We start from the raw sequence: 14,723 nt of genomic DNA, 5'->3' as shown, positions 1-14,723 counted from the left end.
TATTTCTTACAAAGTTAGAAAATACTACTTAGTTTACCTCTATAATCTTACCACCAAAAACTTTTTTTCCATCCACTTCTTTTGGATTTCCATAAATTCTAATCGTACCTCCTGCAGCTGTATTTGCTTTTACATAATCACTAGCATTTACATTTGCTCTTCCTCCAGCACTAATTTTAACCTGTGTGCTTCTAGTTTTTAAATCTTCTGCAATAAATTGTCCTCCTGCTTTTACGGTAACTTCTTGTTCATCTACTTTTCCTTCTAAATGCAATCCACCGCCACTTACAGCTCGTGCTAATAATTTTTCTGCTTCAATCTCTGCATATATATCACCACCTTCTTGAGCTCGTAAATCTAATTCACCGCCAATAAGTACTTCTTTAACTATTATTTTTGCCCCTTCATTTACATCTAACTTCTTAATATCAGTATAATAAACAATAACCTTTGTATCATTATTATCCCAAGTATTACTTAAAGACATCTTAATTTTAAGTACGTTATCCTTAATAACAACATCCACTTCTTTTCTACTAATTCCTGAAACTTCTACTTTATTTTCAGATCCCTTAATGAGTTTCACTTCTATTTTATCAAAGACTTTAAGTTCATTAAAATCTCCAACATTTTTTGTTATAACCTTTTGTGCGTTTAATAAGGATACCACAAATAATAACGAAAGAAATATTACTTTTTTCATTTCCTAAATAAATTTAAAATTGATAAATGTGTGATTTATATTTTGATTAACGATTACTATTATTCTTTATTCTATTTCTTGTTTACTTCCTAATAGTGTAAAATCCAAATGCCTTTTTACAAGGTCTGCATTTTTCACTTTCACATATACTTCATCGCCTAATTGATAAGTTTTTTTAGAATTTTGACCAACTACAGCATATTCATCTTGATCAAATATGTAATGATCATCATTCATATCTTTTAGTCTAATCATTCCTTCACATTTATTGCTAATAATTTCTACATAAATACCCCATTCAGTTACACCAGAAATTACTCCAATAAATTCCTCATTTTCATGATCTTTCATGAACTTAATCTGCATATATTTTATAGAATCTCTTTCTGCACTTGCAGCTAAATTTTCCATAGAACTACTATGATTACATCGTTCTTCATATTCCTCTTCTGAAGCTGATTTTCCACTATCTAAATAATGTTGTAGCAAACGATGTGCCATAACATCAGGATAACGTCTTATTGGTGAAGTAAAATGAGAATAATAATCAAAAGCTAATCCATAATGTCCAATATTATGAGTTTTATACTCCGCCTTACTCATACTTCGTATTGCTAATGTATCTACTAGATTTTGTTCTTTTTTACCTTGAACATCCTTTAATAAACCATTTAATGAACTTGTAGTAGTCTTACGATCTCTTAAATCTAATTTATAACCAAAGCGACCAATTACATTCTGCAATGCAGCAAGTTTTTCGTCATTAGGTTCATCATGGACTCTATATACGAAAGTTTTCTTTGGATTTTGTTTTCCGATGTATTCTGCAACCTTTTTATTAGCAAGTAACATAAACTCTTCAATAAGCTTATTAGCGTCCTTAGAAGTCTTAAAAAACACTCCTACGGGATTGTTTTCTTCATTTAAGTTAAACTTTACTTCTACTTTATCAAAGGAAATAGCTCCTTGTCCCATTCGTTTAGCACGCATTATTTTAGCTAACTCATCCATTTTTAATACTGCTTCTGCTATTTTTTGATCTGCTTTATATTCTTTTCCAGTTAAAGAAATATCTTTTGGTATAACATTATCATTGGTTTCTATGATATGCTGAGCCTCTTCGTAAGCAAAACGTGCATCTGAATAAGTAACAGTTCTTCCGAACCATTGATTTTTAATTTCTGCTTTATCGTTTAATTCAAAAACAGCAGAAAATGTATACTTCTCTTCATGAGGTCTTAAGGAACAAGCATTGTTAGATAAAACTTCTGGTAACATAGGCACTACCCTATCCACTAAATAAACAGATGTTGCTCTTTCGTAAGCTTCATCATCTAATATCGTTCCTGGTTTTACGTAATGCGATACATCTGCAATATGTATTCCTATTTCATAATTACCGTTTTCTAAAACTTCAAACGATAATGCATCATCAAAATCTTTCGCATCTTTAGGATCAATTGTAAACGTTAATATTTTACGCATATCCCTACGCTTTTCAATCTCAGCATCCTGAATTGAAGTATCTAAATCATTAGCAAAAGTTTCTACTTCTTCTGGGAACTCATACGGTAATCCGTATTGCGCTAAAATTGAATGAATTTCTGTATTATGTTCTCCAGGCTTACCTAGAACTTTTATTACTTTACCAAATGGAGAATCTGCTTTTTCTGGCCAATCCTCTAATTTAACCAATACTTTATCTCCATTTTCGGCATTTTTTATTTTATTCTTTGGAATAAAAATATCCGTATACATTTTACCATCTTGCATATTTACAAATGCATAATTTTTCTGTATCTCGATAACGCCAACAAATTCATCTTTCTTTCTAGAAATTATTCTAGAAATTTCTCCTTCACTCTTACCTCTTCTTTTTCTTTTGTAAACATACACTTCTACCTCATCACCATTAAGAGCTTTATTAAGGTTATTATTTGGAATAAAAATATCATCTTCTAAATCTTCCACTATCACATATCCAGTTCCTTTTGATGTAATTTCTAATACTCCAGAATATGTGTTAATATTGGGTACAATTTTAAATTTACCTCGATCAATTTCCTCTATTTCCTTTTTTGCCGCAAGCTGTGCTAGTTTTTTAATAATTTGATTTCGACTACTAGGGTCATCTACACCAAATTTAGCTGCAATCTGTTTATAATTAAATGTTTTAGTAGGTTCTGCTTTAAGTATTTTTAGTATTCCTCTGGTAATATTTTCTATTTTAGGAGACTTTTTTCCTCTTCTTCTTTTTCTTTTCATTAATGTCTTTTAAATAATATCATATAAAATTACAGCTTATCTTTTAACATATCTTGTTTTCTATATAAACTTTTATTAAATATTGAATTTTGTTATTGTTTATAGTTAAAAAAATATATTATCTGTAAATCAATAGATTACAAATAATTAATATCAACAAATCTTGTTGTTTTTCTTAAAATTTACTTAATTTTAATATACCAAGATTGTTATTTATTCGTTTGGGGTTAAGTATATGACATATAAAATCAAAAAAATTCATAAGATTATATTCCTATTCTTACTAATATTTTTAGTGGGTATATATTATTCTACGGTTTATATAGGAAATACAATGGATCAAAAAACAGATACCGACGAAAAATCAGAAATCAATGGAGGTATACATTCTGATAAGGAAGCTACACAAATCAACTAATTGTTTTTTTAGATAATTTGTATATTTAGATAATCTATTACCTGGATTATTTCTATGAAAGATTTTATTACAATTGCCACCTTTACTTATCCAAACGATTATGCAATATTACGACTTCTTTTGGAAAGAGAAGGAATTTCTTATTTTTTTGAGAATGAAACAATGATAGGAGTTTTTCCATTTTACTCCAATGCATTAGGAGGAATCAATCTAAAAATTCATTCCAAAGATAAAATAAGAGTTCAAGAAATAATAGATGATCTTAATTCTAATTCTCATCTAAGAATCATCTAAGAATTATAAATTCTATTTTAAAGTAGTTTTCAACATATATCATATATAATACTTTTTCTTTCTTTAAATTTAAAAAATAAAATAGTGATTATTATGTAGTGTTGATAGCGGTATAACTTTTGTAAATTTTAGTTGCTTATTAAGTTAGTTTAATTTTTCAAAACTATATTAACAACATATGAAATGGTTAAGTTATTGAGAATCTTATAAAACTAGATTTTAATTAACAGCTGTTCATAGTTTATAAACACATGTTTTTATTAATATTTTTACGGAAAAACCATAGTTGATAACAATGAATTAATGTTTAAAAACTTCACAAGAAAAAGATGCTAATAAATTTTGATTTGTGATAACTAACCTTGTATTCTAATAATAATTAAAAGAACCAAAAAAAGTTTCTCAATTTTAGGAACTATTTATCCACATCTAATGTTAACACACTATAAGGAGTTATTAACATTGAGGTAACATTAAGGTAATTTATTGATTTTTTGAACTTTACTTTTTTTCTTTGAATTATCTTTGTTATTAATAAATAATCTGAAAAAATCAATAAATAATTTAAAACTTAAAAGTTGTGAAAATAGCTATCGGAAATGATCACGCAGGAACCGAGTATAAATTCGAAATAATAACTTACCTAGAATCTCAAGGTATAGAGGTTATAAATTATGGTACTGATGAAAATAGCAGTGTAGATTACCCAGATTTTGTTCATCCCGTTGCAAAAGATGTGGATGGTAGTGTAGTTGATTTTGGAATATTAATATGTGGTAGTGGGAACGGTGTTTCTATGACAGCTAATAAATACAAAAATGTACGTGCTGGTTTATGTTGGACTAAAGAAATAACAGAATTAACACGATTACATAACAATGCTAATATAATAAGTATTCCAGCTAGATTTACATCATTACCACAAGCTATAGAAATGGTAAAAACATTTTTAGGAACTGAATTTGAAGGAGGTAGACATCAAAATAGAGTAGAAAAAATATCTATGTGCTAAAACTTTTGCTATGAGTGATATTTTGTTTCAAGTAAAAAGTTTTGAAGAACTTTCTACATCTGAATTATATAAGATTTTGCGCTTACGTGCTGAGGTTTTTGTTGTAGAACAAGATTGTGTTTATCAAGACGTTGATAATAAAGATCAAAAAGCACTTCATGTTATTGGTTATAAAAACAATAATATTGTTGCGTATACTAGAATTTTTGACGCTGGTGATTATTTTGAAAAAGCGAGTATCGGCAGGGTTGTAGTGTCAGAAACTGAAAGAAAATATGGTTATGGTCACGATCTGATAAATCAAAGCATAATAGCAATAAAAGATCAATATACGAAAGACGAGATTAAGATATCGGCACAGTGTTATCTTAAAAATTTTTATAAAAAACACAATTTTAAACAAATAGGAGAAGAATATTTAGAAGATGGTATTCCCCATATTGCTATGGTAAAATCATAAAAAACCAGTCTTAAGACTGGTTTTTTGTTTTAAAATAGGAATTTATTTATTCTAAGATTTTATCATATTTGGTTTTATTTCCTAAAATTTCCTTGCTTTTTTTAATTTCTGGATTATGTGTAATATAATAGTCATATAATCCTTCTCGATATGTGTAACGTTTTACAATTTCATCTGTAAGTAAGTTTTTAATTTCAGTTTTATAGATATCTAATCCTTTTTCTTTAGAAGTTTTTATAGTTGCAAGTAATGCATTATAACTTTCAGAGATATCGGTATCTAATTTTTCTTTTTTAGCAACTTGTAATGATTTTCTAAGCGATTTTTCTGTATCTGTTTCATAATTAAATTCACTTTTTTTGACAAAATTTTTAAAATCTTCGTAATCTTTATCTGTGAATTTAAAATTGCTAACATCTATATTTTGATGATTATAGTAGTATTTTGTTCCATAATCAAATATAGCATCTGACTGAAGTAATGATGTTGTTATATTACTAAACTTAGATGTTTCCATTTCTATGTCTGGTTGAATACCACCACCATCGTATACAGTCCTTCCGTTTTTTGTTTTAAACGCTTTAAAATCTTGTTCATTAATTCTTACAGCCTTGTTGTTTTCATCACGATTCCAATAATCTAAAGCTTGTATACATCTTCCGCTGGGTGTGTAATAACGTGATATTGTTATTTTTAACTGTGTACCATAAGTTAATTTTTTAGGACGTTGTACTAATCCTTTTCCAAAACTTCTTGCACCTATAACAACTCCTCTATCTAAATCCTGTATGCTTCCTGCAACAATTTCGCTAGCAGAGGCGCTTCTACCGTTTACTAAAACTACTAAAGGAATATCGGTGTCAATAGGTGTTTTTTTAGTGAAATACTCTTTATTATATTTCTTTACAACGGATTTAGTAGTTGTAATTAATTCTCCTTTTGGAACAAATATGTTGGTAACATTAATAGCTTCACTAAGTAATCCTCCTGGATTACCTCTAAGGTCTAGAATTATTTTATCAGCACCTTTTGCTTTTAGGTCTTTTAATGCAGCTATGGTTTCTAATGATGCTTTGTTATTAAATTTAGATAAAACAATATATCCTGTATTATCATCAAGTAAAGTAGAAAATGGAACCGCTTTTACTTCAATTTCTTCACGACTTAGGATTGTATTTTTTGTTTGATTTTGTCTTTTGTATGTAATTTCTACTTTAGTTCCACTAGCTCCTTTAAGAAGCTCTCCCGCATCTTCTTCGAAATCTGACACAACTACATCACCAATCTTAATGATTTCATCTCCGGCTTTAAGACCAGCTTTATCAGCAGGATAATCTTTATAAGGTTCTACAATAATTATTTTGTCCTTTACTGTTTTTACAGAAGCTCCAATTCCAGTATATTCTCCAGCGTTTCTAATTTTAGAAGCTTCTACATCTTGTTCATTCCAGTATTTAGTATATGGATCAAGATCGTCTAACATCGCCTTAATCGCAGTATCCATAAGTTCTGCAGGATTTGTTTCATCCACATAATTCATGTTTAATTCTTTAAACATGGTAGTGAAAATTTCAATCTGTTTAGCAATTTCGAAAAAATCAGATTTAAAACTTACTGTTGATAGTAGTATAACAAGTGCAAGAGTAGGATAAAGAATTTTCTTTTTCATATTATGGATCTTTATTACTAGTAATAATAGGTTGAAAATTATTGGTTTTCAATTTCTTTACTACTGAACTTTTGTAATATTTCTTTTATTTTAGATTCAACAATTATAGAATCCGGCATTTTATTGCCGGTGTATAAAAACATAAAAGTAAAGTGATGGGTAGTGTTCTTGTCTACAAGATACTTATTTTTTCTATAATTTTCTCTTAATAAACGTTTAATACGATTACGATCCACTGCTTTTTTAAAATTTCGTTTACTAACGGAAACAGTTGCTTGAATTGGTAAGTTTTTTTCTGAAATAGATTTTCTATAAATAAGTCGAATAGGATATTTACCAATTGATTTGCCTTCAGAAAAAAGGAGCTCTATTTCCTTTTTACTTTTAAGTTTTTCATTTGTACTAAAAGTCGCTTTCATGAGGCAGTAAAAGTACAGATAAGATTTGAAATGAATATTTTATAGACAGAAAATCCGGTACTATTGGTTTAGCACCGGATTTTAATATTAAAAATTTAAGTAATCTATTTTTTGATAAAAACGATTGCTTTTTGTTCAGAAGCAGAGTTTAATTGTAAAATATAATTACCTTGAGCTAAATCACTTACATTAATTTGTTTATCATTATTTAGCACACCATTTTTTAATTGTTTTCCGTTAATACTGAAAACTTTATAATCTAATCGATTTTCTAAAAGTGAATTTTCTACTACTACATTTAATACATTATTAGCAGGATTAGGCCAAGCTAATATGCTAGAATCTAAAGGATCGGTATCATCTACAGAAAGTGTTGATGTTTCTATAGTTGCTTCGTACATACCATTACCATGAGTACCTATTAAAAGTTTATTATCCGCTGGTCGATAAGCCATTGCACTAACAACAGCAAAACCAATTTGATTCGGTGCTTCTATTTCCCAATCTTCGTTAACTGGATCAGTAGAACTATATAAACCTCTAGCTGTACCTACAAAATATCTTGTTTCATTATTAACTTCTGTAATACTGACAGATCGTATAGAAAAATCTGCTAAATTTCTTTCAGCTATAGTCCATAATGGGGTCGCAGAAGTTGCATTGTTAGTTATGTATATATTCGTTATACCATAATTAGAATAAGTAACCATTACTATATCTCTATTGTTTGGATGAACTGCTATACCACTAACAGAACCACGGTCGGTTCTTGCTTGAGCTGGTGTAATATCTACAGTACTACCTAATCCAAAAGCACCTTGAGGGTTATCTAATCTAACCAAACTTCCTGAACTACCTCCCATTAATAAATAACTTGTTGAAGCATCATAAGCACCCCAAGTAACAGAAAATTGTGTAATATTTTCATTTGCAGGACCGCTTGAATTGGTAGCTGAACTCATAGTACCCATATTTGCCCAACTATCTGATGCAACCGCACTGGATTCTGTAGTTCTATAAAGATTTTGTCTACCAGCGTAATATAACGCATTATTATTGCTTGGATCTAAATAAAAATACGTGACAAACTGGCTATTAGATCCATCGGGTGTAATTTCTTGTCCATTAGGACAATCTCTAAACATTCTCCCATTTTGAAAACCATAAAAGAATGGAAGACAGGTGTCATCATTAGAAATAGCTACCGCAACACCATCACCACCTGCTACACTAGACATGGATGTAAGATCAGGTCTTCCAAAATCAGTACCACCTGCTGTAGTTCCATTATCTTGCGCACCACCTATAACAATATCGGATCCACTATTCGGGGTTATTGCTACATTATAGTATTGATATGTTTGATAGTTGTTATTTAAGTTTGTCCATCCAACGGTTGCTACAGTGGCGTCAGCTCTATGAATTCCTCCATCGGTACCACTAAATAAAATATCTGGATTATTAGGATCAAAAACAAGTGCGTGAATATCTGGATGGTGTTGGGCTCCTCCTCCTAAATTATACAAACTATAACCCGAATTATCTCTGTAACCACCAATTCTAGTAAATTGGACAAAATCAGTAATATTTGATGCTCTATATGCATTAGTTCCACCTATAACTACAAAATTTTCATCATCTGGTTTTACGCTGACAACAAGGTCATATCCACCTTGTACTGCAATTGGATCATTTCCGGATGAATCACCACCTGGTTCATCTGGCATTCGAGTAGAAAAATCAGTCCAAGTTCCTGTACCACTATCATTCCATCTCCATAGACCAGCTTCTATTAATGATCCCGATACCGTAAATAGAGTATATACGATATTTTCATTAGATGGTGCAATTGCAAGAACTGTTCTACCACTTGCACCAAAACCAGGGTCAGTATTAGAACCAATTCTTGTAAAAGTATCAGTTCCATTTTCTGATCTCCATACACCACCAGTGCTCGAAGAAGATCCGGAAAATGCAGCATATACAATTCCAGTACTGGTAATTGCTAAATCAGAAAAGAAATTACCACCAGAATCTAATTCAACATTCCAAGTGCTGCCATCAAATCTTCTAATTGCCCCACCAGCTCCAGCATATAAATCACCAGTAATTGGATGTACAGCAATTTTATACATAAAATCAAAAGGAGAATCATTTGCTTCTTGAGTTGAGGCAGTACTAGGCATTTGATTCCAAGTTATACCATTATCTGTAGATTGCCAAATTCCTTGACCTAAAAAAGTAGCTCCGTTTCCGGAAGCACTATTACCTTGACTTTCTCCTGTTCCATAGTACCAAATATTTTCAAACCCAGTTCTTGGATCTTGAGCAATAGTAGTTACATTATGAATTTCATTATTTGAAGAAACCTTAGTCCAACTTGCTCCTCCATCAGTAGTTCTAAAAACTCCACTACTTACTCCACCAGCGATTATTGTATTACTTGTTGCATCGCCTCTATCAATTACTAAAGAACGTGTTCTACCTCCTAGATTAGAAGGGCCTCTGGATATGTAAGAAGCATTACTAGCTGCTTTAGAGTTTTTAGATTGAATCGATAGATCACTAGAAATAACTATTTCTTTTTGCTTTTCTTCAGCAGGTATTATACCTGTTGAAGGATTTGCTTGAATATTAAATTCATGTTTCCATCTTTCTTCTGCAAAACGACGCCTTTCTTCCATCGTTTTTCCTTTCTTTTTTCCTTCTTTTTTAAAAGGGACAAATTCCTTAACAGCTTGATTTTTGTTAATTTCATCTTTACTAAAATAAGTAAGAAATACAACAAGGGAAATCAAAATTACTGAAATAGGTATTAGTAATTTTCTTTTTTTCATACGTAATAGTTTAATTATTCTGACAATTTTTATTTAAATAATACTTTCTAACATTTTAGATATAACAGTTAAGCAATATAAAACCCTAAAAAATCATAATAAAACATTAAAGATAGCCAAAATAAGGGCTTTTTTAACAAAAAAACAATGATCTCATTTATTTAACACTAAATGAGTTAAGATCATATTCAAAAAAAAAGACCCTCTATATATATAATTATATAAGGGTCTTTATAATATTTTAGGGAATTATTATTTATTGAGAGAAATTATTATTGTTGATATTTATATCTGCCATTTGTTTAGTAATGTCAATTTCAATTGACTTTATAGTAGATTTATATTTAGATATTTCCAGTGAATAGTTCGGGTGGGTCCAAGTCCAATCAGATAAAATTGTACGATTCATTTTAGGAAATGGATTAGTTTTATTTTTCCTCATCATTCTTAGTGGGATATAGAAGGATTCTTTGGTTCCATCCATATACTCTATATACAAATCAACAGGCATTGGCATTAGTCCAATACGCTCTAATGTAATTGAAGTGGTATTCCCTTTTTCCGAAACTTCTTTTATTCCATAGTCTACTGTATTTGTAGTTTGGGTCCAATCTGTAAGATACCAATCTAGTTGTATTCCTGATACTTTTTCTGCTATTCGTTTAAAATCATTAGGCGTAGGGTGCTTAAATTTCCATTCATCAAAATATCTATGGATTGTTTTTGATAAATTTTCTTCTCCTATTACATAACCAAGTTGTGCCATAAAAACCGCTCCTTTAGCATATGCAGACGCTCCATATGCTCCATTTCTTGTATAACGGTCAGCATGTGTGGATTGAGGTTGTTCTATACCAGAAGTAGCCAATTGAAAATATCCTCGATACATTCCTGTCATTGGATTATTTTTGTTTTGTTCCATTACTTTATCCATTGCTAATGTAGAAATGTAGCTCGTAAAACCTTCGTCCATCCATTCATGTTTGGCTTCGTTTGTAGCTAATATGTGTTGAAACCAAGCATGAGCCATTTCGTGAGCTGTAACTCCTACTAAACTTCCAAAGCTTCTTCCTCCTGTAATCAAAGTACACATTGCGTATTCCATTCCTCCATCTCCTCCTTGAATAATAGAATATTGGTCATATGGATACTTTCCAATTGTAGTACTAAAATATTTCATTAAGTCTACAGACTTAGGTTGTAATTTTTTCCAGTTTTCTAGATATTCCTCTTTGTTTTTGTATAAAAAATGAAGTACTGGTCCATCAGGAACTTGAACTGTATCATGGATATATTCTGGGTCTGCTGCCCAGGTAAAGTCGTGGACATTAGGAGCTATAAAGTGCCAAGAAAGTTTTTTTCCTTTGCGTTTTATTTTAGTCCCTGGTTTTTCATAACCATATCCTATTTCTTGTGGGTTCTGTAAATATCCAGATCCTCCTAAAATGTAATTCTTATCAATGTTTATAGTAACATCAAAGTTACCCCACACTCCATGGAATTCTCTAGCTATATAAGGGTCTGCGTGCCAGCCTTCAAAGTCATACTCAGCCATTTTAGGATACCATTGAGTCATTGATAATGCTACGCCCTCACTACTATTGCGTCCAGAACGACGTATTTGATTTGGAACTTGGCCATCAAAATTCATGGAAAAAGTAACTTTTTTTCCAGGAGCAATAGGTTCATTGAGTTCTACTTCTAAGACAGTTCCGGCTATTTCATAAGTTACTTCTTTTCCGTTTTGTTTTAAAGAAGATATTTTTAAGTATCCTATTTCTTCTGGAGTAAGTTTACTAATTCTATCCATTACCCTAGGATCTGGATCCTCAATATTTCTAGAGCGAACATCCATCTCACTTCCTGGTTGGAATGCATTGAAATAAAGATGATAAAAGACCTGATATAATGAATCAGGTGAATTATTTGTATATACAAGTTCTTGTGTTCCTTTATACTGGAAATTTTCTACATTCATATCCACGTTCATTTTGTAATCAACGTGTTGTTGCCAATAACTTGTATTGTTTTGTGCTGAAACACCTAAAACGGATATTAAGAATCCAATTGAAATTATTTTAGAGATCATTTTGTTTTATTTTGATAGTTTTTCCGCCAAAATCAAAGCGTTATATAAATTTACCATTTTTCCGGATTTAGATAATTCTGTAAATTTATTAGATTTAGTTTCATCACCCCCTATTATTACGGTGGCAGTTGTACTTAATCCACTATCCATTAATATTTGTTTTACTTGAGAAGCTTTTAATTTTGGATAATAAGATCGAATAAGAGCGGCAACACCAGAAACTGCAGGTGCAGCCATAGATGTTCCTTGAAGATATTCGTATGTATTAGATGGGGTTGTGGCCCATATTTTAACCCCAGGTGCAAATGCATCTACATTGTTTTTTCCATAATTAGAGAAATTCGCTACAAGATTAGATCCGTATTTATAATTTAAAGCTCCTATTGTAATAAAATTATTAGAAATTTCAGATGAATTATCAATTTGATCATTTGGATATACAAGTTTTTGATCTAAATCTAACCCTTCATTACCAGCAGCATTAACAATCAACACATCATTTTCCCCAGCATATTTAATAGCGTCTCTAACCCATTCTGGGTGTGTAGAATAGTATTTTCCAAAGCTTGTATTAATAACTTTCGCTCCATTGTCTACAGCATATCGAATCGCTAAAGCAATATCTTTGTCATATTCATCACCGTTAGGAACTGCTCTAATTGCCATTATTTCTACATTTTTGGCGATACCATTAACTCCTTTCCCATTATTTCGCTCAGATGCTATAATTCCAGAGACGTGAGTTCCGTGTTTTATCCCTTCTTTATCGGGATTAGGACCCATAACATTATTATTTCCATAATTAGTATCAGTTATATCATCTACATTATCACCAACTTTAGTTCTACCATCAAATTCTACATTGATATGATAGTTTAATTGTTCCGTAAAATGATCTACACCACCACTTAGGTTTTCGATAAAATCTGGTATGGTCTCTCCTTCTTCTAAAAACCCAAACATATGAGAAAGCAAAGCAATGTATTGTTGCATTTCTGGTGTATCCGCTTTTACGGCAAGAAGTTCCTGTTGCGAATAATTTTCTTTACCAATTACTTCGCTAATCTTTTTATGAGAAGGTTTTACTTGTTGTAAAATCTGTTCGTATTGGTTTTTACTACCAAGAGCTTGTTGATACTCTTTTTCTAAATCGGCTTTAGCTTCTATATACATTTGGTATTCTTCTTTATCAGAAGAAGCAACAGAAGCTAGATTTTTCCCTTCATATTTTGGTTTTAATTTTTTAACGATTCTGGTATATTCAAGATTCTCATTTTCAGAATCTCCTAAAAAATTCCAACCGTGGATGTCATCGATATATCCATTTTGATCATCGTCTTTTCCATTATTTTTGATTTCCTTAGGATTAGTCCAGATCACATCGTCTAAATCTTCGTGTTCAATGTCAACACCACTATCAATAACTCCAACGATAACCGTTTGACCAACTTTATTTTTGATTAGTTCATCATACGCCCTGTTAACACTCATTCCGGGTATTGTATCTTTTATTAGATCACTAGCATTCCAATTTTTTAATTGAGTCTCGGTTAATACTATATTTTTTAATGGAATAGAATCAATATTTTCTATAGGAGTGGACACTATAGCTGGAGTTCCACAACTACTTAATATAATGGATGATGTTATTGAAGCAATTAGTAATTTATTAGACTTGGGAATCATAGAATTTTTAATTAAATATTTCATTACAAGTAAAAGTTTCTTTGTATCGTACACCTTTATCGGTTTGTTGTACAGTAATTATTTCATTATGTGCATCGTGTTCCATAAACAAATACCAATTATTTAAGGCCGCATTTTCCAAAAATAATTTTTTCTCCGGTAATGTTAATAATGGTCTAGTATCATATCCCATAACATAAGGTAATGGAATGTGACCAGCTGTAGGCAATAAGTCTGCCATAAACACAATTGTTTTTTCTTTATATTTTATGTGCGGGATCATTTGTTTTTCTGTGTGACCATCTACAAATAATACGCCAAACCCTAATTCAGTGTTTTTTTGAAATGTTTCTCCTGTTCTAGAAATAAAATGAAGGTGTCCACTTTCTTGAATAGGAAGAATATTTTCTTTTAAGAAAGAAGCTTTTTCTCTGGCATTAGGTTCTGTAGCCCAACTCCAGTGATTTTCATTACTCCATACTTTAGCATTTTTAAATGCTAATTCATAACCAGTTTTATTTTTATTCCATTGTACCACACCTCCGCAATGATCAAAATGTAAATGAGTAATAAAAACATCTGTAATATCATCTCTATTGAACCCTTTTTCTTTTAGAGACTTATCTAAATTATCATCTCCCCAAAGAGAATAGTATCCAAAAAATTTATCTGATTGTTTATCTCCCATTCCAGAATCAATGAGAATCAGACGATCTCCATCTTCAATTAATAGGCATCTTGCAGCAATATCTATTAGATTATTAGCATCAGCTGGATTTGTTTTGTTCCACAGGACTTTGGGAACGACGCCGAACATGGCGCCACCATCAAGTTTAAAGTTTCCTGCTTTTACAGCATGTAATTTCATAAT

At 30.9% G+C, this 14,723-nt stretch carries 12 protein-coding genes; 4 read left to right on the top strand and 8 right to left on the bottom strand.

Features of this window, described 5'->3' with window-relative positions:
• Positions 1 to 28: 28 nt before the first annotated feature.
• A complete protein-coding gene (locus D1815_RS16650; RefSeq protein ID WP_027394511.1) occupies positions 29 to 703 on the bottom strand; it encodes a head GIN domain-containing protein in 675 nt (224 codons plus the stop codon).
• Positions 704 to 769: 66 nt separating this feature from the next.
• Positions 770 to 2,968 carry a ribonuclease R gene (gene rnr / locus D1815_RS16645; protein ID WP_118388319.1) on the bottom strand — a complete coding sequence of 733 codons (2,199 nt, stop codon included), beginning with the start codon at positions 2,966 to 2,968 and terminating at the stop codon, positions 770 to 772.
• Positions 2,969 to 3,263: 295 nt separating this feature from the next.
• On the opposite strand from rnr, the gene D1815_RS24015 reads away from it, so the two are divergent.
• The 4 genes from D1815_RS24015 (at position 3,264) to D1815_RS16625 (ending at position 5,152) form a co-directional block, all read left to right on the top strand.
• Entirely contained in the window at positions 3,264 to 3,386 is a 123-nt protein-coding gene (locus D1815_RS24015) for a hypothetical protein (protein ID WP_255420143.1), read from the top strand.
• Positions 3,387 to 3,440: 54 nt separating this feature from the next.
• Complete coding sequence (locus D1815_RS16635) at positions 3,441 to 3,680, top strand: hypothetical protein (protein WP_027394514.1); 240 nt, start codon at positions 3,441 to 3,443, stop codon at positions 3,678 to 3,680.
• A 580-nt stretch (positions 3,681 to 4,260) separates the two neighbouring features.
• Positions 4,261 to 4,692: a ribose 5-phosphate isomerase B gene (gene rpiB / locus D1815_RS16630; RefSeq protein ID WP_027394515.1), complete on the top strand. Its 432-nt coding sequence runs from the start codon at positions 4,261 to 4,263 to the stop codon at positions 4,690 to 4,692.
• Between the two features lie 10 nt (positions 4,693 to 4,702).
• Positions 4,703 to 5,152: a GNAT family N-acetyltransferase gene (locus D1815_RS16625; RefSeq protein ID WP_027394516.1), complete on the top strand. Its 450-nt coding sequence runs from the start codon at positions 4,703 to 4,705 to the stop codon at positions 5,150 to 5,152.
• Between the two features lie 46 nt (positions 5,153 to 5,198).
• Here the strand turns inward: D1815_RS16625 and D1815_RS16620 are convergent, their stop codons facing one another.
• The 6 genes from D1815_RS16620 to D1815_RS16595 all read right to left on the bottom strand — a co-directional run bounded on the left by D1815_RS16620 (position 5,199) and on the right by D1815_RS16595 (position 14,720).
• Complete coding sequence (locus D1815_RS16620; protein WP_118388317.1) at positions 5,199 to 6,821, bottom strand: S41 family peptidase; 1,623 nt, start codon at positions 6,819 to 6,821, stop codon at positions 5,199 to 5,201.
• A gap of 38 nt (positions 6,822 to 6,859) precedes the next feature.
• Positions 6,860 to 7,240 (bottom strand): ribonuclease P protein component, encoded by a 381-nt coding sequence (gene rnpA / locus D1815_RS16615; protein WP_027394518.1) that lies wholly within the window; start codon positions 7,238 to 7,240, stop codon positions 6,860 to 6,862.
• 104 nt (positions 7,241 to 7,344) lie between these two features.
• Positions 7,345 to 10,077 carry a T9SS type A sorting domain-containing protein gene (locus D1815_RS16610; RefSeq protein ID WP_027394519.1) on the bottom strand — a complete coding sequence of 911 codons (2,733 nt, stop codon included), beginning with the start codon at positions 10,075 to 10,077 and terminating at the stop codon, positions 7,345 to 7,347.
• A 256-nt stretch (positions 10,078 to 10,333) separates the two neighbouring features.
• The gene (locus D1815_RS16605) at positions 10,334 to 12,166 is read right to left on the bottom strand and encodes a M1 family metallopeptidase (protein WP_118388315.1); all 1,833 of its coding nucleotides are present in this window, start codon (positions 12,164 to 12,166) and stop codon (positions 10,334 to 10,336) included.
• Positions 12,167 to 12,172: 6 nt separating this feature from the next.
• The gene (locus tag D1815_RS16600) at positions 12,173 to 13,876 is read right to left on the bottom strand and encodes a S8 family peptidase (protein WP_118388313.1); all 1,704 of its coding nucleotides are present in this window, start codon (positions 13,874 to 13,876) and stop codon (positions 12,173 to 12,175) included.
• Complete coding sequence (locus D1815_RS16595) at positions 13,860 to 14,720, bottom strand: MBL fold metallo-hydrolase (RefSeq protein WP_118388311.1); 861 nt, start codon at positions 14,718 to 14,720, stop codon at positions 13,860 to 13,862. The genes D1815_RS16600 and D1815_RS16595 overlap by 17 nt, the downstream gene beginning before the upstream one ends.
• Positions 14,721 to 14,723 lie beyond the last annotated feature (3 nt).

The sequence above is a fragment of the Aquimarina sp. AD1 genome (genome assembly GCF_003443695.1).
Classification (GTDB): Bacteria; Bacteroidota; Bacteroidia; order Flavobacteriales; family Flavobacteriaceae; genus Aquimarina; species Aquimarina latercula.
This window is presented reverse-complemented; position numbering and strand designations above follow the sequence as displayed.

Coding starts and splice junctions, on each gene's coding strand:
- D1815_RS16595 (WP_118388311.1), bottom strand. CDS start 14,720: ATGAAATTACATGCTGTAAAAGCAGGAAACTTTAAACTTGATGGTGGC.
- D1815_RS16650 (WP_027394511.1), bottom strand. CDS start 703: ATGAAAAAAGTAATATTTCTTTCGTTATTATTTGTGGTATCCTTATTA.
- rnr (WP_118388319.1), bottom strand. CDS start 2,968: ATGAAAAGAAAAAGAAGAAGAGGAAAAAAGTCTCCTAAAATAGAAAAT.
- D1815_RS16625 (WP_027394516.1), top strand. CDS start 4,703: ATGAGTGATATTTTGTTTCAAGTAAAAAGTTTTGAAGAACTTTCTACA.
- D1815_RS16610 (WP_027394519.1), bottom strand. CDS start 10,077: ATGAAAAAAAGAAAATTACTAATACCTATTTCAGTAATTTTGATTTCC.
- D1815_RS16620 (WP_118388317.1), bottom strand. CDS start 6,821: ATGAAAAAGAAAATTCTTTATCCTACTCTTGCACTTGTTATACTACTA.
- D1815_RS16605 (WP_118388315.1), bottom strand. CDS start 12,166: ATGATCTCTAAAATAATTTCAATTGGATTCTTAATATCCGTTTTAGGT.
- D1815_RS16635 (WP_027394514.1), top strand. CDS start 3,441: ATGAAAGATTTTATTACAATTGCCACCTTTACTTATCCAAACGATTAT.
- D1815_RS16600 (WP_118388313.1), bottom strand. CDS start 13,876: ATGAAATATTTAATTAAAAATTCTATGATTCCCAAGTCTAATAAATTA.
- rnpA (WP_027394518.1), bottom strand. CDS start 7,240: ATGAAAGCGACTTTTAGTACAAATGAAAAACTTAAAAGTAAAAAGGAA.